Annotated in this window: 14 protein-coding genes; 8 read left to right on the top strand and 6 right to left on the bottom strand. The window is 63.8% G+C overall.

The window, feature by feature from the left end; translation table 11 throughout:
• On the bottom strand, positions 1–10,716 hold a 10,716-nt coding region (locus tag NPS47_RS24160), incomplete at its 3' end, for a hemagglutinin repeat-containing protein (protein ID WP_274297261.1).
• Positions 10,717–10,742: 26 nt separating this feature from the next.
• On the bottom strand, positions 10,743–12,431 hold the full coding sequence (locus NPS47_RS24155; protein WP_274297262.1) for a ShlB/FhaC/HecB family hemolysin secretion/activation protein: 1,689 nt from the start codon (positions 12,429–12,431) through the stop codon (positions 10,743–10,745).
• A gap of 255 nt (positions 12,432–12,686) precedes the next feature.
• Between NPS47_RS24155 and NPS47_RS24150 the strand changes: the two genes are divergently transcribed.
• From NPS47_RS24150 to NPS47_RS24115, 8 genes are all read left to right on the top strand, one after another.
• Positions 12,687–13,364: a thermostable hemolysin gene (locus NPS47_RS24150; protein ID WP_274297260.1), complete on the top strand. Its 678-nt coding sequence runs from the start codon at positions 12,687–12,689 to the stop codon at positions 13,362–13,364.
• Complete coding sequence (locus NPS47_RS24145) at positions 13,354–14,835, top strand: AMP-binding protein (RefSeq protein ID WP_274297259.1); 1,482 nt, start codon at positions 13,354–13,356, stop codon at positions 14,833–14,835. The genes NPS47_RS24150 and NPS47_RS24145 overlap by 11 nt, the downstream gene beginning before the upstream one ends.
• Positions 14,832–15,506: a TenA family transcriptional regulator gene (locus tag NPS47_RS24140; RefSeq protein WP_274297258.1), complete on the top strand. Its 675-nt coding sequence runs from the start codon at positions 14,832–14,834 to the stop codon at positions 15,504–15,506. Before NPS47_RS24145 ends, NPS47_RS24140 begins: the two co-directional genes overlap by 4 nt.
• Positions 15,493–16,302 (top strand): SDR family oxidoreductase, encoded by an 810-nt coding sequence (locus tag NPS47_RS24135; RefSeq protein ID WP_274297257.1) that lies wholly within the window; start codon positions 15,493–15,495, stop codon positions 16,300–16,302. Before NPS47_RS24140 ends, NPS47_RS24135 begins: the two co-directional genes overlap by 14 nt.
• Positions 16,299–16,946, top strand: a complete 648-nt coding sequence (locus NPS47_RS24130; protein WP_274297256.1) for a tetratricopeptide repeat protein — start codon at positions 16,299–16,301, stop codon at positions 16,944–16,946. Before NPS47_RS24135 ends, NPS47_RS24130 begins: the two co-directional genes overlap by 4 nt.
• 11 nt (positions 16,947–16,957) lie before the next feature.
• On the top strand, positions 16,958–17,620 hold the full coding sequence (locus tag NPS47_RS24125) for a response regulator (protein WP_274297255.1): 663 nt from the start codon (positions 16,958–16,960) through the stop codon (positions 17,618–17,620).
• Positions 17,617–18,984: an ATP-binding protein gene (locus NPS47_RS24120; RefSeq protein ID WP_274297254.1), complete on the top strand. Its 1,368-nt coding sequence runs from the start codon at positions 17,617–17,619 to the stop codon at positions 18,982–18,984. Before NPS47_RS24125 ends, NPS47_RS24120 begins: the two co-directional genes overlap by 4 nt.
• Before the next feature lie 293 nt (positions 18,985–19,277).
• Entirely contained in the window at positions 19,278–20,366 is a 1,089-nt protein-coding gene (locus NPS47_RS24115) for a YkvI family membrane protein (RefSeq protein ID WP_274297253.1), read from the top strand.
• A 183-nt stretch (positions 20,367–20,549) separates the two neighbouring features.
• Here NPS47_RS24115 and NPS47_RS24110 read toward each other — a convergent pair whose 3' ends face one another.
• From NPS47_RS24110 to tssI, 4 genes are all read right to left on the bottom strand, one after another.
• Entirely contained in the window at positions 20,550–22,763 is a 2,214-nt protein-coding gene (locus NPS47_RS24110) for a lipase family protein (RefSeq protein ID WP_274297252.1), read from the bottom strand.
• Positions 22,760–23,548 carry a hypothetical protein gene (locus tag NPS47_RS24105; RefSeq protein WP_274297251.1) on the bottom strand — a complete coding sequence of 263 codons (789 nt, stop codon included), beginning with the start codon at positions 23,546–23,548 and terminating at the stop codon, positions 22,760–22,762. Before NPS47_RS24105 ends, NPS47_RS24110 begins: the two co-directional genes overlap by 4 nt.
• Complete coding sequence (locus NPS47_RS24100; protein WP_274297250.1) at positions 23,545–24,393, bottom strand: DUF4123 domain-containing protein; 849 nt, start codon at positions 24,391–24,393, stop codon at positions 23,545–23,547. The genes NPS47_RS24105 and NPS47_RS24100 overlap by 4 nt, the downstream gene beginning before the upstream one ends.
• Positions 24,390–25,882: type VI secretion system tip protein TssI/VgrG (gene tssI / locus NPS47_RS24095; protein ID WP_274297249.1), on the bottom strand; the 1,493-nt coding region annotated here is incomplete at its 5' end. The genes tssI and NPS47_RS24100, both read right to left, overlap by 4 nt.

Below are 25,882 nucleotides of genomic sequence, written 5' to 3'. Positions count from 1 at the left end.
GGCCTCAAGGTGGATATCGCGTTCGGCGGCCAGCAGCAGGTCGTTGCCGGCCTTGAGCTGGCTGCCCTGCACGCGGATGTCACCCGCTGCACCCTCGGTTCCGTTGCCGGTGGCGACGATGGTCAGGTTGTGGCCACTGGTCAGGCTGCTGCCTTGGCTGACCGTCTGCTCCTGGGTCTGGCGAGTGCTGGATTTCTGCCCGCCCAGCGAGACGGCGACGCCGACAAACTGCCCGGCGTTTTCCGAGGTCATGCCGCCGTTCTGCTGCGCGGCCTGCCAGGCCTGGACACCGGTCAGGCCTGCCTTGATACCTTGCAAGGCCGAGAGCCGGCTGTCGTCTTCCTGGTTGGCCTGCCTGACCGCCTGGTAGGCGGCGTCAACGGCGCTGCCCACTGTGCCGGACAGGGCCAGGGTCAGGCCACTGCTCTTGCTCTTGGAGGTTTGCTCGCTGCTGTTGTGGTTTTCGGCGGCGACGATGTCAACGTTCTGCCCGACCAAGGTGATGTCCTTGCCGGCGATGACTTCCGAGCCCTTCACTCCCAGGTTCTGGCCCGCCTCGATGGAGACGTTGCCGAGCACGCTGCCCACGGTGCTGGCCCTGGCGCTCTCACTGGCGCTGGTGGAGGTATTTTCCAGGCTGGTCGAACCCAGGGTGAAGCCGATACCGCCACTGCTGAGCAGGCCAGACTTTTTCTTCGAGCTCGCGTGGCTTTGCTCGAAGGTTTCCGTAGCGCTTTCAATCTGGATATCGCGCCCGGCCAGCAAGCTGGTGTCGTTGGTAGACACGATGTTGCTGCCCGACACCCCGACATCCTGGCCGGCACGCACCACCACCGTGTCACCGCTGACCGACGCGCCCACCTGGGTGACGAACTGGCTGCTGTCGATGCGGGTCTTCTGGGTGCTCGACAGCCCGGAGCTGCTGGTCTTGGTCTTGCGGTAATAGCTGTAGTCGCTGTTTTGCGCGGCGACCAGGTTCACATCACCGCCGGCATAGAGGTAGGCCTCGTTGCCCGCGGTCACGCGGCTGGCGCTGAGGGCAAGGTCGTCACCCGCCTTCAAGGCCACATTGCCGCCAGCCACCACCGTGCTGGACACCTGCTGGACATGGTCTTCCCGGCTGGTGACCTTCTTCGTCTTGCTCGCCGAGTGCTGCTCGTTGGCGGCGGACATCAGGTTCAGGTCCCCTGTCGCGGTCATCGCCGCATCGCGCTTGGCCTCGATCGCACTGGCAATTGCGGTGATATCGCGCCCGGCGTTGACGGTCAGGTCACGACCGACCTGCAGGCTTGAGCCGTTCTGGGTCACGCTGCTGTTGGTGTGACGCACCCCACGGTCGTTGCTGACCACCTGCTCCACCGAGGCCAGGCTGACGTCGCGTCCGGCCTTTATCGTGGTGTCGGCGCCGCTGTCGAGCACACCGCCCTTGTTGGCCAGGTCACGCCCGGCGCTTATCGCCAGGTTGTTCGCGGCCTCCACCCGGGCGGCGTTGTCGACGAAGTCGCGCTGCTGGGCATAGCTGCCGTTACTGCTCTGGTGCGAGGTCAGGGTGCGTTCGTTGATCACGTCCTGGGCAGCGGAGAGGTTCACGTCGCGCCCGGCGATGATGCCGCCGGCCTTGTTCACCAGATTGTTGCCGGCCAGCAGGTCGAGGCGGTTGCCCGCTTCCACCAGGCCGCTGTTGACCAGGTCGTTGCCCGCCTGTGCCGACAAATTGTGGGTGGCACGCAGGGTGCCGACGTTGTCGAGGTTCTGGCCGGCGATCAGATCGACATCGCTGCCGGCGATCAACGCGCCGTTGGGCGCCAGGCGGTTGCTGGCGTGCGCCAGGTAGAGCACCGGCACCAACACCTGCTCGCCGTTCACCTCGGCGCTTTCCAGCCAGACGATATCGTGGGTCAGGGCCGCCACCTGCTCGGCGGTCAGGCTCACGCCCACCGCCAGATCGAGCTGCTGCTTGCTCTTGATGGCGTTGTCCATCAGGTACTTGTACAGCTGCTCGTCGGTGTTCTGGCCGTCGATGAAGCGCTGGCCGGTACGCGCCACCACCGCCTGCTGAATCAGCTTCTGCTCGTAGAAGCCGTCGCCCAGGCGCTTGGCGCTTTGGTCGGGGTCGTAGCCGAGGTTGGCCAGCAGGTAGTCCGAGCTCATGAACTGCTTGAGGTCGGTGAGCGCCGGGTTGGTTTCGATCAGGTACTTGTGCGGGTTGCTGCGCACGCTGCTGTCGGGCAGGCCCTGCACACGTTCGATGCTCAGTGGGGTGGTGGACGGGCCGTTCACGGCCAAGACCTGGCTGATGCCGTCGCTGACCTGCGAGCGGCCTGGCAGCAACGGGCCGCTGCCGGCGCCGGGCAGCGAGGTGTCGATCGCGCTGGCGTTGCCGGCGACGTTCACCGCGGCGCGGTCGGCGGTGCTCAAGGCGGTGCCACGGGCGGTCGCCTGGGTAGCGTCGGCGAGGTTGAGGTCTCGCATCGGGGCCAGCGGCAGCGGTTGCTGGCGCTGGGTGGCGCTCAGGCTGGCACCGCCCATGGTCCAGGTTTGCGGACCGGTGCTGGCGGGGGTGCTGCCACCCTCGCTGCTCAGGCGGAACAAACCGTGCTGGCCGCTGGGCAAACTGAAGCCAGGCAGTGCCAGCGGGTTGACCTGCTGCTGGGCCAGGTCCGGCGGCAACTGCTGGTTGAGGTTGATGCGGGTGGAGAATGCGGTGCCAGGGGCCGTGGTGTCGGTGCGCGCACCGCTGCCGATGTAGTCGTAACCCGGGCGTACCACACTGTTGCTGATGCCATTGCCGGCCTGGATCGCCACCGCACCACCGGCCTGCATCACGGCGGCGAAACTTTGGTCGCCCCCGGCCAGTTTGCGCGTGCTGCCAAGGCTTACCAGCTCCGCTTCGGTCGAGCCGATGAACCTGGCCAGCGCCGCTTGCAGCCCACCCAGGTCGTCTGGGTTGTACCCGGCGCTCTCGTACCAGTACTTGCTGGTGATCGAGTTGGCGAGCTGGTACCAGCCCCCCGCATTGCTGGTTCGCTGCGAACGGAAAATCCGCGTGGTTTCCGTCTCACCGGTTTCCACGCCACTGTTGGTCAGGTTGTCGACCGAGGCTGTCAGGCTGCCCGCAGCACCGATGGTGCTGCTTTGATTGAGCAAGTCGCCAGCGGTGATGCTCAGGTTTGCGCCGGTAGTGATACTCGACGCCGCACTGGCTTCGGTGACCACGAACTTGTCGCGCTGAACCATTTCCCAAACGTGGTTGCGCTTGCCGCCGCAGTCACCGGCGTTGAAACCCTCGATACAGGCGATTTCACCGACGCGGGCGGTGTAGACCCCCTGGTTGTCGGTTTTGAGCACCGCACGCACGTTCTGGAGGGTGCTGGCGGCCAGGCTCATCGAGCCGTCACTTTGCAACGAGGCGGAGCTGTTGACGATGCTGCTGGCCAGGGTGCCGCGGCCGTCGCGGTCGATGCTCAGCTTGCCGAGGCTGTACACATCGGCATAGCTGTTGTTCAGGCTGTCGACGCGCAGGCCCATGTCGCCGCCGCTGAACACCAGGCCACGGTCGTTGACCAGGGCGCCGGTGGTCAGGGTCAAGTCCTGGCCGGCGCCGAGGGTGCCCTGGTTGCCAACGCCCCCGGCGTTGAGGGTGAGCCCGGCAGCGGAGGTCAGGCGGCCGGCGTTGTTCAGCTGGCCGGCCACCGATACGGTGCTGGCGGCACCCCCGGCGATGCTGCCGGTCGCGCTCAGGTTCACCTGCGCGGCGCCCAGGTCCAGGGTGCCACGGCTGCTCAGGCGGCCGTTGCCGGTGTAGGTGCCGGCCAGGTTGAGGCTGAGGCTGCCGTCACTGGCGATCAGGCCATCGTTGCTCCAGTTGCCTCCGCTGCCGGCCAGCGCCTCGCTGGCCAGTAACTGGCCGCTGGCGGTCTGGCTGAAGTCGCCGACATTGACGTTCAGGCGCCCGGCCTGAATGACGTTGCTGTTGCGCCAGCTGTTGGCGTTGAGCGTCAGACCGCCGCGGGTGACGATGCTGCCACCGGCGCCGGTGACGTTGGCGGTGGAAATATCGAAGGTGCCACGGCCCACGTGCAGCAGGCTGCCGCCGCCATTGAGGAAGCTGCCTGCGGCCAGGCCCAGGTCGACGTTGGCGCTTTCCAGGGTGCCGTTGCGGTTGTCGAACAGCCCGCCGATCTGGAACTGAGTGCGGCCGCTGCTGCCCAGGGCGCGCAGCTGGCCGGTCTGGTTGTCGAGGCTGGCGGCCTTGAGCGCCAGGGTGCTGTCGCTTTCGATGATGCCCAGGCGGTTGTTCAGCGCGCCGCCGAGGTCGAGGTCGAGGCGCTGCCCGGCGATCTGCCCGCCGCTGTTGTCGAAGTTGCCACCACTGACCTTGACCAGGCCCTTGGCGTACAGGCCGCCATTGCGGTTGTCGAAGTCGCCGGTGCGGATCAGCGCGTCGCCACCTTGCGCCGACACCCGGCCACCATCGTTGGCGAAACCGGCCAGTGCCTTGAGGTCCAGGCGCTGGGCCTGGACCACGCCGCCCTGGCGGTTGCCGGACACGCTGTAGCCGTTGCGCAGCACGCCGCGCAAATCGGCACCGAGCGCGCCTTGCAGGCTGGACAGCACACCACCACGGTTGTCGACGTGGCCGGCGGCCAGGGTCAGGTTACCGGCCTGGGCGAGTATGCGGCCGTCCTGGTTATCGATATCGCCGGTGGTCAGGGTCAGCGCGCCCTGGCTCTGCAGGGCGCCCTTGGCGTTGGCGAGGCTCGCGGCTTGCACGTCGAGGGCGCCGTTCTGGCTGTAGATCAGGCCATCGTCGTTGTTACGCAGGGCACCCTGAAGTTTCAGGGTCACCGCCTGGTTGGCGGCCACGGTGCCTCGGTGGCCGTTGTCGAGGCTGCCCGCCAGCACGCTCAGCAGGCCTTGGCTGGCGATCTGGCCGCCCTGGTTGGCAACCTGCGTGGCCCGCTCGATGCTCAGCGGGCCAGCGCTGGCCAACTTGCCGTTGGTATTGGTCAGCTTGCCCAGCAGGTTCAGGGTCACCGCGCCGTTGCCGACCAGGCTGCCGCCGCTGTTGTCCAGGGTGGTTGCGGCCAGGCCCAGAGCCTGCTGGGCGTTGATGACGCCGCCGGCGTTGCCCAGGGTCATGGCGTTCAGGGTCAGGGCTGCGCCGCTGTCGATCAAGCCGCCTTGTGCGTTGTTCAGCAGGCCGCTGACGGTCAGGCGCTGCTCGCCGGCGCTGGAGAGAATGCCGCCCTGGCTGTTGTCCAGGCTGGCTGCGCTGACAATCAGGCCTTGCTGGCTGACCAGGGCACCGGCAGCGCTGTTGAGCAGGTCGCCGCTTACCTCCACCTGCAATGCGCCGTTGCGGCTGGACAAGGTGCCTTGATTACGGTTGTCGAGGCTGCCCAGTTGCGCGTCCAGGCCCTGCCAACCCGAGAGCAGGCCGCCCTGGTTGGTCAGGCGCAGGGCTGCCAGGTCGAGCTGGCCGTTGCTGATCAGCTTGCCGCCGCTGTTGTCCAGGGTGCGGCCGGCCAGCGCCAGGTTCTGGCGGCTGGTGATCTCACCAGCACGGTTGCTCAGGTCACGCAAGTGCTCGATGGTCAGCAGGCCATCGGTGCTGATCAGGCCGCCGTCGTTGTTCAGGTCGCCGGTGGCGTTGCCCAGGTCAATCGCGATGGCGCCGCCCAGCAGCGAACCGCCCTGGTTGTCGAGGGTGCGGCTGGCGATGCTCAGGTTGCCGGCTGCGTTGATCAAGCCTTGCTGCCCGTTGCCCAGGCTTTCGGCCAGTTGCAGGTCGAGGGCACCACGGCTGGTCAGGGTGCCGCCACTGTTGTCCAGACGCGTGGCGCGGGCGTCCACGCTTTGCGCGGCGATCAGGCCCTTGATGTTGCCCAGCAATTGCTCGATGCGCAGGGTCAACGACTGATTGCCGAGCAGCTTGCCGTTGTTGTTGTCCAGGCTTCGTGCGGCCAGGGTGAAGGCTTGCGCCGAGGAAATCTCGCCACCCCGGTTGTCGATGTCCTTGAGCTGCTTGAGCACCAGCACTGGCGCGTTGATCAGACCCTGGCGGTTATCCAGCTGGCCATGGTTGAGGTCCAGGGTCAGGGCGCTGTTGCTGAACAGCTGGCCACCCTGTTGAGCGAGACCGCTGACGCTGGCGTCCAGGGCCCCGGCACTGGCGATGCGCCCGCCGTCCTGGTTGGTGACCTGGGCGGCGCGCAGATTCAGACTGTCGCCGCCGGTCAGGCGACCGGCGTGGCTGTTGTCGAAGTCGCCAGTGACCAGGTCGGCTGCGCCCTTGGCGCTGATGTTGCCGCGGGCGCTGTTGTCCAGGCGGGCGCTGGACAGCTGCAACGTACCGTCGGTGACCAGCTCGCCACCCTGGTTCAGCAGCGCGCCAGCGTGCGTCAGCGTCAGCGCCCCGCCACTGCTGATACTGCCAGCGCGGTTGTCCAGTTCGGTGCTCGTCAGCCCCAAGGTACCCTCAGCGCTGATCAGGCCCTGACGGTTGTCCAGCGGGCCTTGCAGTTCGGCATTCAACGCCTGCCGGGTGAGCAGCGTGCCGCCGCGGTTGTCCAGGCGATCGCCGCGCAGGGTCAGCCCGGCGTTGCCGGACAACAGGCCCTTGCTGGTGTTGATTACCTCGGACACGGCCAGCGCCAGGCTGCCTGTTGCCAGCACCTTGCCGCCGTCGCTGTTGTCCAGACGGGTGCCGGCCAGGCTCACGTCGGCCTGGCTCGAGAGCTCGCCACCCCGGTTGTCCATCGCCCCGACCCGCAGCTCAAGACCCTCGGTCGCACCCAGCAGACCGCCCTGGCGGTTATCGAGGGTGTCGCCGGTCAGCGTCAGGCGCTGGGCGGCCACCAGTTGTCCGCCCTGGTTGTCCAGGGCGCCGATCACAGCCACCACCTCGGTCTGGCCGGACACCTGCCCCTGGCGGTTGTCGAGGCTGCCGGACTGCAGGTCCAGGTGCTGGTCGGCGACCAGCGTGCCGCCCTGGTTGAGCAGCGGGCCGGCGACCTTGACGGTCAGGCCGGCGTGGCTGCTGAGCAACCCCTCACGGTTGTCGAGGCTGTGGCTGCGCAGGTCCAGGCCGCTGGCCGACACCAGGCCCTTGAGGTTGTTCAGCGCCTGCTCGATGCGCAGCGTCAGGCCCTGCTGGGCGATCAGCTTGCCGTTGCTGTTGTCCAGGTTGCGCGCGGCCAGGGTGAACGCCTGGGCGCTGGAAATCTCGCCGTTCTGGTTGTCCACCTCGACGAGGTTGTTCAACACCAACACGGGGGCGTTGATCAGGCCGTTGTGGTTGGTCAACTGCCCGTGGTTGAGGTTCAGGGTCAACGCGCGCTTGCTGAACAGCTCGCCGCCCTGCTGGTCGAGGCCACTGACACTGGCCGTCAGGGCCTGCTGGCTGGCGACCCGGCTGCCCTGGCCGTTGTCGACCTGGCCGGCGCTCAGGTCGAGGGTGTCGCCACTGACCAGCCGTGCGCCCTGGGTATTGTCGAAGGCGCCGGTGGTGATTTGCGCCGCGCCCTTGCTGCTGATCAGGCCGGCCAGGCCGTTGTCCAGGCGCTGGCTGGCGATGCTGAGCGTGCCATCGGTGGTGATCGCACCGCTGCGGTTGAGCACCGCGCCAGCGCTGGTCAGGGCCAGGGCCCCAGCGCTCGACAGCGAGCCGGTGCTGTTGTCCAGGCTGCCAACCTCGGCCGTCAGTTGCCCGTCGGCGCTGACCAGCCCCTGCAGGTTGACCAGCGCGTCGTCCAGGCGGATCTCCAGGGCCTGGCGGGTCACCAGCCGGCCATGGCTGTTGTCCAGTTGCTGGCCGGTGAGGTTCAGCGCGCCTGTGCCGAACAGCAGGCCCTGGTTGCGGTTGACCACCTGCATGACCTGCACGCTCAGGTCGCTGCCGGCGAGCAGCTTGCCGCTGTCGCTGTTGTCCAGGCGTGCGCCCTTGAGGGTCAGACCCTCACCACTGGAAATCTCGCCGCCACGGTTGTCGACGTCGGTCACGCTGAGTTTCAGCGCATTAGTGCCGCCCACCAGGCCGCCGTCACGGTTGTTCAGGTTGGCACCTTCGAGGGTCAGGTCGCCTTGAGCGACCAACTCGCCACGCAGGTTGTCGAGCTGGGTGAACTGAGCGAACAAGGTACTCTTGCTGGCGATGCGCCCGGCGCCGTTGTCGAGGCTGCTGGTCTCCAGGCGCAGCGGGCCAGCAGCACTGACCAGGCCACCTGCGTTGTCCAGCCGCGAGCCCTTGACGGTCAGCGCCGCCAGGCTGTTGAGCAACCCTTGCTGGCGGTTGTCCAGCTGCGTTACGAGCAATTGCGCGTCGGCGCCCGCGCGTACTTTGCCGTTGCGGTTGTCCAGGTGCGCGGCGCGCAGTTCGACGGCGCCCTTGGCGTTGATCTCACCCTGTTGATTGTCCAGCAGCCCGTCGATACGGGCGTTCAGCCGGCCATCGCTGACCAGATTGCCAGCCTGACGGTTGTCCAGGCTGGCCGCCGTCAGGTCGACCTCGCGGGCCGAGCCGAGCATGCCACCCTGGTTGTCGAGGGCGCCGCCCAGCGTGACGTCCAGGCGGGCATCGCCAGTGACCTGGCCATTGCGGTTGACCAGGCTGGCGCCCTTGAGGGTGGTGCTGCCGACGCTGGATATCTCGCCGTCGGTGTTGTCGGTGGCGCCGGTGAGCTTGAGGCTGAGGTCGCCACGGCTGGTGACGGTACCCTCATGGTTGTCCAGGGTCGCCGCAGCCAGGTCCAGGCCGGTGCTGGAAATCAGGCCACCAGCGTTGTTCAACGCCTGGTCCAGGCGCAGGGTCAAACCCTGGTTGCCCAGCAGCTTGCCGAAGCTGTTGTCCAGGCTCCGGGCCATCAGTTCGAAGGCCTGGGCGCTGGAGATCTCGCCCTTGTGGTTATCCACGCTGTCGAGGTTTTTCAGGGTCAGACGCGAGGCATTGATCAGGCCGCTCTGGTTGTTCAGATGGCCCTTGTTCAGATCCAGACTCAGCTCGCTGACACTGGTCAGCCGGCCGCCATCGCTCTGCTCCAGCCCGCTGACGCTGGCGGTCAGTGCCTGGTTACTGGCAATGCGCCCTGCCGCGCTGTTGTTTACCTGCCCGGCTTTGAGGTCGAGGGTCTGCAGGCTGGTGATCTGGCCGCCGCGATTATCAACCGGGCCAGTGGCCGTCAGGGCAAGGTGCTGGCCGGCATTGAGGCTGCCGGAAACGTTGTCGAGGCGAGTTACCTGAGCGGTAACGTTGCCCTGGCTTGAAAGCTCACCACCGCTATTATCCAGCTGAGCAACGCGTGCATCGACGGCCGTGTCGCCCTTGATCAGGCCACCCTGGCCGTTACGTACCTGGTTCGCCCGCAGCTCGGCCTGACCGGCGCTGAGCACACGGCCCTTGGCGCGGTTGTCGAGGACGTCGGCGCTGGTCGCCAGCTGGCGCTGCGCGCTCAGAGTACCGCCCTGGTTGTCCAGGAGCTGCGTGGCAGTGACACTGAGGTCGCGGCTGGCCACCACGGTCTGGCCATGATTGTCGAGGCGCTGCGCGCGGAGGTGGACATCGCCATTGGCGTTGCGGGTGTTGTCGGCGTTGACGCCGGCTTCGATGATGCCGTGGTTGCTCAGGCGCCCGCCACTGTCGAGGCTGAGGCGCTCACCGGCGGCGAGGTTCTTGCGGTTGTCCAGGTCGCCCCGGGTCTTCACGTCGAGCCGGGTGCCAGCGTAAACCGCGCCCTGTGCATCGAGCTGAGCGGCCTTGATCGTCACCGCACCCTGGGCGGCAGTCGCGTCAGCCATGCGCAGCTGGCCGTTGGCGTCGAGCTGGATATCGCCACCGCTGGCGATCATCTGGCCATCGAGCTTGACCCCTACACCGGCCTCGGTGCCCACCAGGGTAATGGCGCCAGCGTACATGCCGCCCAGCGCCGAAGAGTCGATGGCCAACTGCGGCGCATCCGCCGGGTTGGCGGCGCGCGCCGTGGCCTTGAGGTTATGGGCATCGACATCGTTGGCACCGGCGATCACCGCCAGCTGCCGGGCCTGGATCTGGGCATTGATCTTTGCACTGCGGGTGATGATCTCGAACTGGTCGACGTTGCTCGCGTTGAGCCCCGCGCCTTCGATGGCGACGCTGCCCTGCTCCACCTGGTAGCGCTGCAACTGGCCGTTCTCGACCACCGGCTTGCCGGTGGTAAGGGTCGCCCTCGGGGTGTTGATAAAACCGCAGCCATTACAGGTGACACCATACGGGTTGGCGACGATGACATGCGCCGAGCGCCCCGCCACCTCGGTGTAGCCCTTGAGTTGGCTGGGATTGGCGCCGTTGACCTCGTTGAGAATCACGGTGGCCGAGCGCCCGCCCAGGTTGCTGTTGCCGAGGATGATCCCGCCCAGCTGTGTGGATTGGGTGCGATCAGTGGCATTGTTGAGGATCAGGCCTTGCTGGCCGACGTTGTAGTCGCTGAACTTGTTATGCGAGAGCCCGGAACCGCTGGGTGCGGCGATATTGACGATGGGGACGCCGTTGCCCGCCTGGCCGAGACCCGTGTTGCTGCCGTTGACCACGATGCCGTCGGCCATCGCCACCAACGGCTGCCAGAACATCATGTTGGCCAGCATGAACGCCAAGCCACGCTTGGACATGCCCCAGAAGGTCGCACGGGGTTGCAGGGAAGCGGAACGCTGACTTGCCAGGAAGGTGAACTGACGAACATCCATTTCGAAAATCTCTTCTTGAATGCGCTTTAAAGCAGAAAGTCCAGGCTGAAATAAATCGGTGCCTCACGCTCCATCGGCCCACCCGGGCGCTCGAGAGAATGGGCGAAGATCACACTGGCGGAAAGGTTTCGGCCACGGACGAACAACTCGACGGAGTCGCTGGACACCCGCCCGTGCTGATCGCCGCTGTAGCGGTCGTTACGGATGGCGCCGACGTCGTAGCCCAGGCCCAGGCCGTACTCGGCGAGCATCGGTCGCAGCCAGTCCCAGCTCACCTGGCGACTCCAGCGCAGATCGTTACGCCAGTAGTAGCCGCTGTCCCCGTTCAGGCTCTGATCCTTGTAACCGCGGATCGAGGACTGGCTGCCCAGGCTCATGCGTTGTGGGCTGAACAGCCGGTCCTCGCTACGCTGGCCGGTAACCAGGCTGCTGAACACCAGCGACTCGCCCAGCACGTTGAAGGGCTGCAGGTAGCTGGCGGTGGCGGTGTATTTGCGATAACGGGCATTGGGCAGGCGATTGCCGTTGTCATCACGCTCCTGCTCGCGTTGGGCGTCGAAGGCACCGATGCCGTCCTGTAGGCCCAGGTCGAGGTTGATGAAGGCGCTGCCGATACGCCGGCCATGGTTGATGCCGAACTGGGCTTCGCTGAGGCGGTTGCTGCTGGTGCTCAGCTTGCTGTCTTCGATGTAGTTGTTCGTGCGCAGGTAGCTCAGGCCACCGTTGAGCGAGGTTTTGCTGACCGAATCACGATGCACCACCCGCTCCACGCGCAGCTGGTGATTCTGGCTGTCGCCGTTCTGCTTGAAGTTGTAGCCCGCCGCCTCGGCCAGGGAGCGGTACTCGCTCTGGCTGTAGCTGTAGCTGACGTTCCACCAGCCGAACGGCAGGTTGTAGTAGAGCGCCGCATTGCGCGAGGTCTTCTGGTGGTCGCTGATGGCGTCGTGGCCACCTCGCAGCACCAGCTGGTCAGCCAGCCCCAGCGGACTGTCCCACTCCAGTGAGCTGCCCCACTGTTGCTCGCCGGTACTCTTCTGCCCGTCGTTGTTACGCGACAGGCTCACTCGCCAGGGCTTTTGCGGGGTATTGGCGACCAGCACCTCACTGCCACCCACCGCCTTGCCCGGGGTCAGTTGCATGCGCGCCTGGTTGGACGGCAGCCGGTTGAGCTGGTCGACCATCTGCTCGATCTGGCGCAGGTTGAGCAGGTCTCCCGCACGCCCTGGGAACGCCATGTCCAACTCGCGGGCGCTGAGCTTGCTGCCTTCGCCGGCCTTGAGCCCTTCGAGGCGCCCCTCGACGACCAGCACCTGCAGCTGGCCGTTGGACAGATCCTGTTGCGGCAAGTAGGCGCGGCTGGTCACCAGGCCCCGCTCAAGGTAGTGATCGGTAATGGCCTTGAGCATGGTATTGAGCTGAGAAACGCCCAGGCATTTGCCAATGAAAGGCTTGAGCAGTGCCTCACGGTCATTGGCTGAAAGACTGTCAGCGCCCTTGAGCTCAATGGTGTCGATGGTGAAGCAGCGGGTGTCTTGCGCAGGTTCTGGCTGAGCCGGCAAGGACTGCTGGCCCGGCAATGCCCGCAGCTCCTCGAGGCGCCGTTGCTGGTCGTGGAGCAGACGATCCTGGCGCTCGCGAATCAGTTCCTGGTCACCTGGCGAGGCGGCCAGGGCCGTGTTGCCCCAGAGGGAAAAGAGCAGCGTGTAGAGGGCCAGGCTCTGCGCGCATTGAAGATTGACCACCCTGTCCGTCCTTGGAATCCATGCGATTTTTAGGCGATATTATTTAGCCATTACTTTGGCGTCAAATTAATATCATCGCAATATTGTAACAGCGTGCCAATCGGGCCAGGTCGCCTACAGGGCAGGCATCACCCCGATTTCAATCACTGGCTCTTCCGGCATCTTCAGACTTCGTTAAGGATTGCCGCAAATACTCCTCCCAAGACCATCCCTGGGAGGCATCACGTCATGCCCGATTTCGACTGGAGGATCCCTCTGCCCTTGCACTTCGGAGCAACGCCAGACACTCCCCTGACCCTGACCAGAGCCATCCCCGGCGAACACCATCGCGACACCTACGAAGCGTTCATCCAGGAGCGCTTTCGCAAGGCCCACGGCGCGCGTATCCAGCAGTTCATGCCCGAACTGTTCGGAGTCAGCGATGCCAGCGGGGCGCTCTGTGCGGTGGCCGGCGTGCGCCTGGCCAACGCCGGGCCGCTGTTTCTCGAACGCTACCTGGATGAGCCGATCGAGCCGCTGCTCAGCGGCGCAAGCGACGCACCGGTGGCGCGCGCGGCAATCGTCGAAGTCGGCAACCTCGCAGCCGCCGATACCGGCAGCGCACGCCTGAGCATCATCGCCATCACTTACCTGCTGGCCATGGGCGGGCTGGAGTGGGTCGCGTTCACCGGCAGCATCGGTCTGGTGAACAGCTTCCATCGCCTGGGGCTGAAACCGCAGACCCTCTGCGCGGCAGACCCGCTACGGCTCGGTGAAGATCGGCACGACTGGGGCAGCTACTACCAGAGTCAGCCAAAGGTGCATGTCGGCAACATCCGCGCCGGTTTCAGCCATCTGCAAAATACCGGCCTGTTCAACCGCCTCGGCCTGCCGACCTGCGCAGCGGAGGCCAGCGATGTCGCCTGAGTTGGCGTTTTTTCAGCAGACGCTGCACCAGCACGCCGAACGTACGCCGCACGCCATTGCCTTGTGGGGCGACACGCTGAAGGTCGACTACGCCACGCTCTGCGCCGAAGTAGTGGCTCGACAACAGCGGTTACGCGCTGAACAGGCGAAGGTGGTCGCGCTGGCGCTGGACAACGGTGTGGACGCGCTGCTCTGGGACTTGGCGCTGTTGTTCGAAGGGCTGACCTGCGTAACGCTGCCGGCGTTTTTCAGCCCGTCGCAGCGCAAGCATTGCCTTGAGCGCAGCGGCGTCAGCCTGGTGATTGCCGAACCGGCAATGGCCTCGGAGCTGCAGGCGGCTGGCTACCTGCAACGGGGCGATACCTGGTACCGCCATGGGCTGGCCGACACCGGCATGCCCGAAGGCACGGCCAAACTGACCTTCACCTCCGGCACCACCGGCACGCCCAAGGGTGTGTGCCTGAGTGCCGCGAGCATCTTGAGTGTCGCCCGCGCGTTGCACCAGGCCAGCAAAGCCAGCCACCCGCAGCATCACCTGGCGCTGCTGCCGCTGGCGATACTGCTGGAAAACCTGGGCTGTTATGCCGCGCTGCTGGCAGGCGCAACCCTGAGCCTGCCGGGCCCGCAGACCCTGGGGATCCAGGGTGCCACGGGCATCGATGCACCGCGGTTGCTGGGCTTTCTGGCCGAACGTGCGCCGCACAGTGTGATTCTGGTGCCGCAGTTGCTGTTGCTGCTGGTCAGCGCCGCCGAACAACACGCTTTCGATCCGCGCACCTTGCGCTTTGCCGCGGTGGGCGGCGCCAGGGTCAGCACTGCACTGCTGGCCCGGGCCGAGCAGGTTGGCATGCCCGTCTACGAAGGCTACGGGCTATCGGAATGTGCCTCGGTGGTGTGCCTGAACCAGCCCCAGGCTTGCCGGCCCGGCAGTGTCGGGCGGCCACTGCCCCACCTGCAGGTACGCCTGGCCGAAGATGGCGAAGTGCTGATCAAGGGCCCGACCCTGCTCGGCTATCTGGGCGAGCCCGCTCAGGCTTGCGAGTGGTGGGCCAGCGGCGATCTGGGGCAATTCGATGCCGACGGCTACCTGTACCTCAAAGGGCGCAAGAAGCACCAGTTCGTCACCAGCTTCGGCCGCAACGTCAATCCGGAATGGGTCGAGGCCGAACTCACCCAGCGCGGCGTAATCGCGCAGGCCTTCGTCTACGGCGAAGCCATGCCCTGCAACCATGCGCTGCTCTGGCCGCAGCGCCCTGACTGCACCGACGAGCAACTGGCGGCCGCCGTGGCGCAAGCCAACCAGGCGCTCCCCGACTACGCCCGGGCCCATCGCTGGACCCGGCTCGAACACCCCTTCACGCCCGACAATGGCCTGCTGACCGTCAATGGTCGCCCGCGCCGGGATGCCATCGCCGAACGCTACCGCATGCTGCTGAGCGCAGGCGATTTCTCCGAGGACACCGCACCATGAGCTTTTTCGACACGTTGCAACACGCGACCGCAGATGAACGCCAGGCACTGTTCAGCCTGCCGATCATCCGCGATGCCCTTGAAGGCAAGGTCAGCCTGGACAGCTACCGGGCATTTTTGACCCAGGCCTACTATCACGTACGCCATACCGTGCCGCTGATGATGGCCTGCGGTGCGCGGTTGCCGTCGCGCCTGGAATGGCTGCGTCAGGCCGTCTGCGACTATATCGAGGACGAGTACGGGCACGAGGCCTGGGTACTTGATGACATCGAGGCCTGTGGTGGCGACAAGGAGGCCGTGCGCAACGGTCACCCTTCACTGCCGATCGAGCTGATGGTCAGCTTCCTCTACGACCTGATCGCCCGTGGTAACCCGGTCGGCCTGTTCGGCATGGTCAACGTGCTGGAGGGCACCAGTATTGCCCTGGCAACGCATGCCGCAGGCAGCATCCAGGCGGGTCTGCAGCTGCCGGACACTGCCTTCAGCTACCTCAACTCCCACGGTGCGCTGGATATCGGCCACATGCAGACCTACCGAAGCTTGATGGACCGGCTCGACGACCCGCATGACCAGGCCGCTGTCATCCATGCCTCACGGGTGGTTTACCGGCTGTACAGCGATATGTTCCGCGGTTTGCCACGGAACGGGGAGCAGACACATGCGCCTGTCTGATGCTCGTGTGGTGCTGACCGGTGCCAGCGGTGGTATCGGCCTGGCGATTGCCGAAGGGCTGTGTGCCGAGGGGGCGCGAGTGATTGCCGTGTCCCGCCACCGGGACAGGCTGGAATCGCTGTTGTTGAGCTACCCGGAGAACATTTCCTGGATCGCTGCAGACCTGACCAGCGCCAGCGACCGCAACAAAGTGCTGATGGCCGCCCAGGCCATCGGTGGCCTCAACCTGCTGATCAACGCAGCGGGCATCAACCGTTTTGCGATGATCGAACAGCTGGACGACAGCGAGATCAACGCCATGCTGGCCGTCAATGTCGGCGCCCCCCTGTGCCTGACCAAAAGCCTGTTGCCGTTACTGCGCAAAGCCAGAAGTGCCATGGTGGTAAATGTCGGTTCGACCTATGGCTCGATCGCCTACCCTGGCTACGCCACTTACAGTGCCAGCAAGTTCGCCTTGCGCGGATTCTCCGAGGCATTGCGCCGCGAACTGGCCGACACCAGCGTCAATGTGCTGTACGTGGCCCCGCGTGCGACCCGCACGAGTATGAACAGCGTGGCGGCACAGGCGCTCAACGACGCGCTCAAGTCCGGGGTCGACGAGCCGCAGCAAGTGGCGGCGGCCGTATTGCGCGCCATCGCCAATGAGCATCGCGACCTGTACCTGGGCTGGCCGGAGCGCTTCTTCGTGCGCCTGAACACGCTGCTTCCCAACCTTGTGGACCGTGGTTTGCGCAAGCACCTGCCACTGATCCGGCGTCTGAGCCAGAAACCCGCGAAGGAAGACCTCAAGCCATGAACAAATCAGCCATCTGCGTGATCATCGCTGTGCTCAGCCAGAGCGCCTGGGCGGCGCTGGATGCCGGCGATCAGCAACGCCTTGCCGAGATCCAGCAACGCTGGGCAACCATTCAGTATCAGGTGCCGGCCGAACAACGTCCCGCTGCCTTCGAACAGCTCGCCAGGCAGACGGTGGCGCTTACCCATGATCAGCCGGCGGCGGCGGAGGCCTGGATCTGGTCGGGCATCGTCACCAGCAGTTGGGCCGGCGCCCAGGGCGGGCTGGGCGCATTGAGCAAGGTCAAGGTAGCCAAGGCCGACCTTGAGAAAGCCTTGAGCCTGGACCCCAAGGCCTTGCAAGGCTCGGCCTACACTAGCCTGGGAGCGCTGTATGACCGGGTACCGGGCTGGCCGATCGGCTTCGGCGATGCCGACAAGGCGGAGCAGTTGCTCCAGCAGGCGTTGCAAGTCAACCCCGACGGCATCGACAGCCTGTACTTCTGGGGCGATCACCTCTACCGTCAGAAGAGATACAGCGAGGCCCGGACAGCCCTGCAGAAAGCCCTGCAAGCACCACCACGACCGGGCCGGGAAAGCGCGGACGCCGGTCGTCGTCACGAGATCAAAGCGTTGCTGGTCGACATCCGCAAGCAAGTTGACTGACAGGAGTTCCGGTGCGGCTATTACTGATCGAAGATGACGTTGCCCTCGGCGAGGGCATTCATCAGGCCTTGGGACGCGAAGGCTATACCGTCGACTGGCTACAGGATGGCAGCAGCGCCTTGCACTCGCTGCTCAGCGAAACCTTCGATCTGGCCGTGCTTGACCTTGGCCTGCCGCGCCTGGACGGCCTTGAGGTGTTGCACCGCCTGCGCCAGAGCGGCTCGGCATTGCCGGTGTTGATCCTGACGGCCAGAGATGCAACCGAAGACCGCATTGCCGGGCTGGATGCCGGTGCCGACGATTACCTGGTCAAGCCCTTCGATCTGAATGAACTCAAGGCCCGCCTGCGCGCCCTGCTGCGACGCAGCGCCGGACGCGCCAGTGCACTGATCCAGCATGCCGGCATCACCCTGGACCCCGGCAACCAGCAGGTCACCTACAACGGCCGGCCGGTGTCCCTGACCCCCAAGGAATATCAGCTGCTGCACGAACTGCTGTCGCCCCCGGGCCGGGTGATGACCCGCGAGCGCCTGACCCAGTTGTTGTATGGCTGGAATGAAGAAGCCGAGAGCAACACCCTGGAAGTCCACATCCACCACTTGCGCAAAAAATTCTCCACCGACCTGATCCGCACGATCCGCGGTGTCGGTTACCGGTTGGAACAGGGCTCATGACTTCGATCCGGCGGCGCACCCTGACCTTGATCATCGGCCTGATGTTGACCGGCCTGTTGGTAATCGGTCTGCTCAACCTGCACGACAGCAATCACGAAATCGCCGAGGTTTACGACGCGCAACTGGCGCAGAACGCTCGGCTGCTACAGGGCGTCATGCGCATGCCGGTGGCGACGCGCGAACATAACGAACTGTATCAGGCCTTCAACAAGGCGCTGGGCGAAGCCATGCCCACGGTCGACGGCCATCCCTATGAAAGCAAGATCGCTTTCCAGGTGTGGAACCGGCAAGGCGATGTGCTGGTACAGACCGCCAGTGCCCCGGCCTTCGAGCGCGCGCCGACGACCGCAGGTTTCAGCGATGTGACCGACCTCAAACAGCGGACCTGGCGAGGGTTTCTGCTCGAAGACAAGGAAAACCACCTGCGTATATGGGTCGGCGAGCGCGACGATGTCCGCTCGGACCTGGTGGGCCGCATCGTACGCCATACCCTCTGGCCCAATGTGCTCGGCAGCCTGATCCTTGCTGCATTGGTGTGGCTGGCGATTGGCTGGGGGCTCAAGCCGCTGGCGGATATGGCGGCAACCTTGCGCGCCCGCCATGCAGGTTCGCTCGAGCCGCTACAGATGATGCCGTTGCCCACCGAGCTTGAGCCCATGCAGTCGGCACTCAACCGCATGCTGGCGCAGATCGAGGATGTTCTGGGCCGCGAGCGCCGCTTCATCGCCGATGCCGCCCATGAAATGCGCACTCCCCTGGCAGTGCTGCGGGTCCACGCGCAGAACCTGCTGGAAGCCGGAACACCGGAGCAGCGCCGCGAGTCGTTGAACCACTTGATCAGTGGTGTGGACCGCACCACCCGGCTGGTCAATCAACTGCTGACCATGGCCCGCCTCGAACCCCAGGCGAGCCCCCGCCAAGCGTTGCCGACCGACCTTGAAAGCAGCGTGCGCGACAGCCTTGCACAACTCAGCGCCTGGTTGCTGGACAAAGGCCTGGAGCTGGAGTTCGAGGTCGAGCCGGGCGACTATCGGGCGCGGGTAGACAACGCGGCGATCACCATCGCCTTGCACAACCTGCTCACCAATGCGGCGAATTTTTCACCGGCCAAGGGCCTGATCACCGTACGCCTGGCCTGCCGGGACCAGCATTTCGAGCTGACGGTCGAAGATGACGGGCCGGGCATCGACGAGGCAGAACGTGAGCGGCTTTTCGAACGCTTCTACAGCCGCGGCAGTGACCAGGGCGCAGGCTTGGGCTTGACCATCGTGCAGACCATTGCCATGCGCCTCGGTGGCCAGATCAAGCTGGAGAACCGCGCGCTAGGTGGGTTGAGGGCTACGCTGGAAATCCGCCGGACCTAGATGTGCAAACGCCCAAATCGCAGCGGACTTTTCGGCAATTTTCTACCGTTTCGCGAAAACCCTAATACAAAACCAGCTTCCACAGCACTTTTCGCCAGATATGACTGCCTATACAGTCAAAACAACTACCCCACTCTTCCTATACTGCCCGTGGCGTCGGCATGCCTGCACGATCCAGCGAGCCAGGGTGCTTGTTGTGCGGCGATGCAGACCGTCGCTATGCGGACTGGAGCGGGCAGGAGTCACCGCTCTACTCCATGCAACTAATAAGTCTAAGAACGAGATGAAGTGTAATGAATAAACAATCTGTCCAGATTGCGCTTGCTTACATGTCCGTGGTGATCGGCGGCGGTTTTGCCTCCGGGCAGGAGGTGCTGCAGTTTTTCACCGGCTATGGGCTTATAGGCATCGTCGGCACTCTGGTGAGCGGTGTACTGTTTGCCTTCCTCGGCATGCAGATCGCTCGGATGAGTTCGCAGATGCAGGCGAACTCGCACAAGGAAGTCCTGTACCGGTTGTTCGGTAGCCGCATCGGGCTGGTGGTCGACGTGGTGCTGTCGTTCTTCCTGTACGGTGTCGGCGTGGTAATGCTGGCCGGTAGCGGTTCGATTTTCACCCAGGAGTACGACCTGCCGCCGCTGTTCGGCGGGGTACTGATGACCGTGCTGGTAATTGCCACCCTGTGCCTGAACGTCAAACGCATCATCAACCTGATCAGCGCGGTCATGCCTTTCCTGTTGGGCATGGTGCTGCTCATTACCACTTACTCGATCTTCAGCTACAACGCTTCGGTCGAGGCCCTCGACGTGGCTGCCCGCGAGAACAACGAGACAGTCACCGGCAACTGGTTCGTCGGCGCCTTGCTGTACGCATCGTTCAACATCGCCGTGGGCTTCCCGATGCTGGCCGTCATCGGCGGCATGACCAAACAGCCCAAGGCTGCAGCCGTCGGCGGTGTACTCGGCGGTCTGGGCCTGGGCGCGCTGATCCTGCTGCTGAACATCGGCCTGTTCGCCAACATCAACCAGCTGCAGGGCGTCGAAATGCCAGCGCTGGCGCTTGCAGGGCGCATCTCGCCAATCCTCACGGTGGTGATGTCGATTGCACTGGTTTGCATGATCTACAGCACTGCGGTGGGTATGTTCTTTGCCTTCAGCGCGCGCTTTGCCAAGCCGGATACGCGGCGCTTCAAACTGGTCAGCGCAGCGACTGTGTGCGTAGGTCTGGTGTTGAGCCTGGGCGGTTTCAGCAAGCTGGTCGGCACCGTCTATCCGCTGCTGGGCTATGTCGGTTTCGCGCTGATTCTCGCCATTGCTTTCAGCTGGCTGCGCAGCCGTTCTGCAGCCAAGGCCCAACAAGCCGCGGTGAACGCCGTCTCCTGAGGGCCGACGTTAGCCCCGCCACTGCGTGTAATGCTGGTCACATCAGCATTTGCCGAGTTTGACCCGTGAGAAAGCCATGGGGTGTATAACCCCATGGCTAGCATGAGCGCCCGGACCAACGCGTCAACCGGCACCTGCCGGACGAGTTGATCGGCGTTTCCTTAGTGTCAAAAGCGTCGAACGTTAGCTGATCGAATCTATGTCCAGGTCGAAGGGCATACCCGGCACAAAGTCGCCGACCAATGCAGCAATCGCTAGATCATTGCTACCGGCATCCGGCGGCGCCATCGCAAATTGTTCCTGCGCACGAATGAACGGGTGCACCAACCAACGCTCCAGGCTCTTCGCCAATTCCTCGGGCTGTTGGGCGATCAATCCGTATACCTTCGCCTCAGTGACATGATCGCTGCTTAATCTCATCAGGCGGGTCCGGGTCTCTTGCACCTTGTAGATTTCATCTTGTAGCCGGGCTGCCCTGAATTTTCCTGCCGGGGTCGAAAGAGCGATTTCTTCCCTCATTTGCCGGGCGATCTCCTTCAGCGCCGTGGTTACCTTGACGAGTTCCCTGTCGGTCACCGAAGGACTTCTGTTCTTCAGTGCCTCTTGCCAGCGGCGCAAGGAAGCCCAGCAATGGGGGATGTAGCTGACAACCATCTTGTGATCGGCGTTGTCCAGTATTTGGCGCATCAGCCCACCACGATCAGGTAAGCCGCCGCGCGCCTTCAGCGCTTTGACACATACCGCTGCGGCGTGCTCGGTGACGGTGTCACAACCCGGTGTCCAGAGAATCGCAGACCGATCGCCCTCGCCAAGCGAAAGAGGCATGAAATGACGCAGTTCGCCGTGGTGCGTATAAGGCTCCCCGGTAATGTTCACCGGACTCAGGAGCAGCACAGCCAGCCCAGCCGGGACGTTGGCGAAGGTAAGCACTGCTCCCAGGCCGGTCGTGCGCCAGGACGTGTTCATCCAGGTTGCCGGGACACTGGGCACCGGATCGTTCTGGTTGACCATGCGGTAGTGCCTCAACGCCTGGGCGTTTTCCGCAAAGGTCTTGTCGCCTGCACGTGGGCTGCCGTAGGTGTAGAGCAGGATGTCATAGGTAAAGCCATTCCTGCGGCGCAGCATCTCAGCGACCAGCAGGGCTACCGCACCGCCCAAACTGTGGCCGGTGATGACCAGCTTTTGCCCACTGTAGAATTTATCCAGATAAGTGGTGACGAAGGTCCGAACGGCCTTTGCGGAGCCATAGAAGCCTCTATGCACCTTGCCATCGGTACTCTCAAAAGGCACCTGCTCGGCATCTATATCCCGCAGCACATCAGCCCATCCGGCAGTCCCGCGTATCGCTAGCAAAACCAGTTCATCGTTATGCGTGATGAACGCCTGGGAGTCGGTGCCACCGGCTTTTTGCGCATCGTCAAAGTAGTGAAGCCTGGCCGGATGCTCCTGGTCTTCGCCCAGCTCGGGGCTGTTCACCTCAGGGTACAGCTCGGGATCGAAAGGGATGAGCTCCAGACGCCTGGAATACGCCACATCTGCGTACAAGGGGTAGTACGTTTGCCCGGACGGCTGATTCTTATCGACCTGCCAAAGCTCGTCGAACCTGGCCAGGCCGTCGCCAAACCAGTTACCGACACTGGGCTGAGCCGGGAAGCTCACGCTATCACCCATCACCGGCTGAGTATCAGGGGTCTGCCCGAACGGGCTGTAGCTTAGGGTCGCCATCAGTGCCAGTTGGTACAGATTGAGCGAGCAGAATTCTTTGTCCGTAGACAGCAGAGGACTCAGTGATCGCAACGGGCGCACCTCCAGCACATGGTGCTGGTTCGGCAACAGCGCGATACCTCGAGTCCGGGGCGGTTTGGAAACGCCCGACTCTGGCTGGCGCATCAGTGAGTGCACATGATGCGCTGGCGGAAAGTTACGGGGGGCCAGGGGTGGTAAGTGGGCGCGATGTTCCACCAGTTCGCTGACTTCGACCTGACAGAAGAAATCCGCTTGCTCTTGCGCGGGATTGGACTGAGTACGGGCGCCGCTTGGGTTCGAAAAGCGGGTCTTTTCGGCGCGTACTTGCAGCTCGGTGATAGGTAGAGGGTAATGATCCCTCCCAATTAAAGCTGTGTAGGCATCCTCAAATCCTTGATAGACCTCATCAAGCTTGAGCACTACCGGTCCGCAGTAGTGTCGACTGACCTTTCCTGCTCCGGTTTCGTCCAAGACGCCAGGGTATACCGCACCTTCGTAATCGGTGACCTCATACGCCAGACCGGCATAGGGCTTACCGTCTCCCCGTTCATCTACCAACTGAAAACTGGTCGAATGAGTCCGCAGTGGGCAAGCATGCATGCGTGTTTCGAAGAACGGCTTTTCCCACTCTTCCATCGGTTTAAGGCTCATGGGGTCACCTCCTTGTTTTCAGTACAGCCAGGGTAAATGCTGCAGCTACGGCCATCCGGCATTCTGAAGCTGCTGAAATCCTTGTAGTTGCCGTAGCAAAACGCATGCTGATCTTCGAATCCTTTGCCCATGCAGCGCTTCCAGCCACCAGGCACTTTGACCCAGGTATCCTTCATATACGGCCTTTCCTCATCGGCCAGCTTGATCTTCATTTTCACGGTTTTGCCCGGCAACTGATCCAGGGTATAGGCCGCAAAAGGTCGGCCCTTCAGCAGCGCACCGGACGCATCCGTCTTTTTGCAGTCAAGGATTTTCACAATACGACGCAGGCCACCTGCGGTACGGAACAGCCATTGGCACTGACCGGAAAACTCACTCTCCCCAGCGGCATTGAACGAGCCTTTAACCGCTTCTGGCAGTTCGTCGCGCACTGAGACTCTGGCGAACTCACGCCCCAAATCACCCCAGTCGTTACCATAGGTCGCGTTGATTTCCAGCTCGACGCGATGAACCACCAACTCGCAACCCTTGCGGGTCCGGCGTATCTCGATTTGCGCATCCGGCTTGTAGTCGGTCCGCCATTCGCGATTGAACTGCGGCGCCAGATTGTCGGTTTGCAGCACCGTGCAGGTTTGCCCCTTGGCCGGCACGTAATACACCGCTGCGACATAAGCGAAGTCCGCTGGCAAGTCGGCCGTAAAGGTGAAGCTGTTGGACGTGTCGACACAGCCTTGCATCAGCGCCAGGCAACCACTCAGCAGCAAGCCTTGATTGCTTCGTTTCATAAGGCGACGTCTCCTTGCCAAAATTGCACTTCCTGATAGACGCGTTGAAAATGCACCAGGGGTGTTTCGTCAAGTTGAGGTAACCACGACCTGGGCAGGGCAGCGCCTGACGCTTGCAAACGCTGAAGGAGCAGGAACCGGACTTGTTCGGGGTCCTGCCAGCCCCACGCGCGGGCCAGCTCCAGCTGAGCAGACAGCCAGGCATCCGTATCCTGTTGTCTGGCAAGTTCAGCAATCAACGCTGTCTGCTCAACCATCAGGTAGCGCCGGGCATTGTCGAACTGCACGCCTGCAGCCGTGTCCGCGGCCGAAGGGACGGCCAGCCATGCCGGAGCGGACGGTACCGGGTACTCGCCAGGCGCAGGATTGCAGGCGACGGCCCACTGCCCCTCGTGCCAGTAACACACGCTGGCTATCGGCCCGAGGAACTCGCTGCGTTGTTCTGGGCTCAGGTGTGCCAAGGCACGCCCCAGGACGCGATTATCATAAAAACGATAGAGGGCCTGATTCGGCCGCTCGCCTGTTACCAGGCGGGCGCGCCAATGGCGGGTCAACACGTCGAGATCGGCGCTCGCACTGCTGGCCAGCCACCCCCAATGACGCTCTGGCGACTTGAGCAGTAGCTGGATGGCCGGATGCTCAAGCGATGCAAGCCTGAAGATATAGGGCCCCACTGCCGCCAACGAGCGGGCAGGTGTATCGATATACAGGTTGCTGTACTGACTGTCCTTTCGCTTATTGAGCAACGCATTGCGTTCGTCGAGCTGACCATCAGAGTCCAGTACCAGATACAAGCGCTGTCCCCGTTCAGATTGGGCGCGCAGCCATTGTTCCAGCGTATTCATGCGGCACCTCCAAGGCTGCATTGCCCATCGCGGCAAGCTTCGCAGAGCGGGCAGAAATCCGCTGCACGTTGTTTGGCCGCCGCGACGACGGCTAGCGAATTGACCACCACTGTCTGCGGTTGCCCAGCCAGTGCCTGGAGGGCCTGCTGTGGGGTAATGCCTGCTGCAGGCACGCCGCCCTGGACGATCGGCACACTGCTGAAAATCCCCCCCGCGGTGATGACGATGTGCTGGCCGCCAGCTTTGAGTGTCAGGCTTGCGCTCGCATCGACCACTACATGGGTGGCGGTGACACGGGCCTGTGGCCCGGCCTGAACGACCCAGGTACCGTCTACCGTGATGCTGCCATCACCCGTGACCGACAGCAGTTCGTTGCCGCCGATTTGCGTGTTGCGCATGCCCTGGGTGGTGTGGAGCTCGTCGCCACTGATCAGACTGGAACTGTTGTTATCAACCTGTTCAAAGCGGTCATTACTGATCAGGCTGTGACTGTCGCGGGTAATCTGCTCACGACGGTCGTTAGCAATCCTGGTATCGCTGTCGTTAAGGATCACCTGTTCAATATCACGCTGGGCACGCAGGTAGATTTTTTCCTGCCCGGCCCGGTCTTCAATCGACAGTTCGTTGTAACCGCCACCGGCGGGCGAACTGCGGCTGCGCAACACGGTTTTGGTTTTGTTCGCGGGCAACGGATACGGCACCGCCGTGCGCGTGTTCGGCACACAGCCGGTAATCAACGGCTGGTCGGGATTGCCCTCCAGGTAGGTCACCACCACTTCCATACCGATGCGCGGGATGGTCACCGCGCCAAAGCCCTCCCCGGCCCAGCTGGATGAAACCCGTAGCCAGCAACTGCTCTTGTCGCTGTTCAGCGCGGCGCGGTCCCAATGGAACTCGACTTTCACCCGGCCATGCTCATCGCAGAAGATTTCTTCGCCCTCAGGCCCGGTGACACGGGCGGTCTGGCTGACCAGTACGGAATTGCGCGTGACCAGCGGTGGCCGGTAGAACACGTCCCAGGGGATGGCGCTGAAGTTGTTGCGGTAGCCTTGGCTAAAGCCGTCTGCGGGCGGTTTTTCGCTGCTGGCCGCCTCCTCCAGCACCTGTGGCTGCTTGCCTTCGTGGCTCACGCTGAGCAACAGCCACAAGTCGTTGCAGGCTTTACGCGGGTGTTCGCACAGGTCGAAGAAATGACCGCTGCGCAGGCTCGGCTGATCGCTTTTGCCTTCGGCCAGCTGGTAGTCGATTCGATGCCGTTCCAGGGCGCGGCGGGCCAGCTGCTTGCCGCGTTCTTCGGTGTCGATCGGCGTGGGGTAGTGGTAATCCTCAAGCGCCGGTTTGAACTCGGCGGTGCACTGGTTTTCCACTAACCGGCTGGGGCGTTTCAGGTCGTAGTCGCGCCGGGTGACGGTACTGGTGCGGGTGTTGACGCGCCGGGAGAACTGGCTGATGACCGGGTGTTCGGCCACCTGTCCGGTGCCTTGCTGAT

Origin of the sequence: Pseudomonas putida, from assembly GCF_028682475.1 — a bacterium.
Taxonomy (GTDB): Bacteria; Pseudomonadota; Gammaproteobacteria; order Pseudomonadales; family Pseudomonadaceae; genus Aquipseudomonas; species Aquipseudomonas putida_AG.
Note: the sequence above shows the minus strand (reverse complement) of the source record. Positions and strands in the feature narration are given on the sequence as shown.

Coding starts and splice junctions, on each gene's coding strand:
- NPS47_RS24150 (WP_274297260.1), top strand. CDS start 12,687: ATGCCCGATTTCGACTGGAGGATCCCTCTGCCCTTGCACTTCGGAGCA.
- NPS47_RS24145 (WP_274297259.1), top strand. CDS start 13,354: ATGTCGCCTGAGTTGGCGTTTTTTCAGCAGACGCTGCACCAGCACGCC.
- NPS47_RS24140 (WP_274297258.1), top strand. CDS start 14,832: ATGAGCTTTTTCGACACGTTGCAACACGCGACCGCAGATGAACGCCAG.
- NPS47_RS24135 (WP_274297257.1), top strand. CDS start 15,493: ATGCGCCTGTCTGATGCTCGTGTGGTGCTGACCGGTGCCAGCGGTGGT.
- NPS47_RS24130 (WP_274297256.1), top strand. CDS start 16,299: ATGAACAAATCAGCCATCTGCGTGATCATCGCTGTGCTCAGCCAGAGC.
- NPS47_RS24120 (WP_274297254.1), top strand. CDS start 17,617: ATGACTTCGATCCGGCGGCGCACCCTGACCTTGATCATCGGCCTGATG.
- NPS47_RS24115 (WP_274297253.1), top strand. CDS start 19,278: ATGAATAAACAATCTGTCCAGATTGCGCTTGCTTACATGTCCGTGGTG.
- NPS47_RS24110 (WP_274297252.1), bottom strand. CDS start 22,763: ATGAGCCTTAAACCGATGGAAGAGTGGGAAAAGCCGTTCTTCGAAACA.
- NPS47_RS24105 (WP_274297251.1), bottom strand. CDS start 23,548: ATGAAACGAAGCAATCAAGGCTTGCTGCTGAGTGGTTGCCTGGCGCTG.
- NPS47_RS24100 (WP_274297250.1), bottom strand. CDS start 24,393: ATGAATACGCTGGAACAATGGCTGCGCGCCCAATCTGAACGGGGACAG.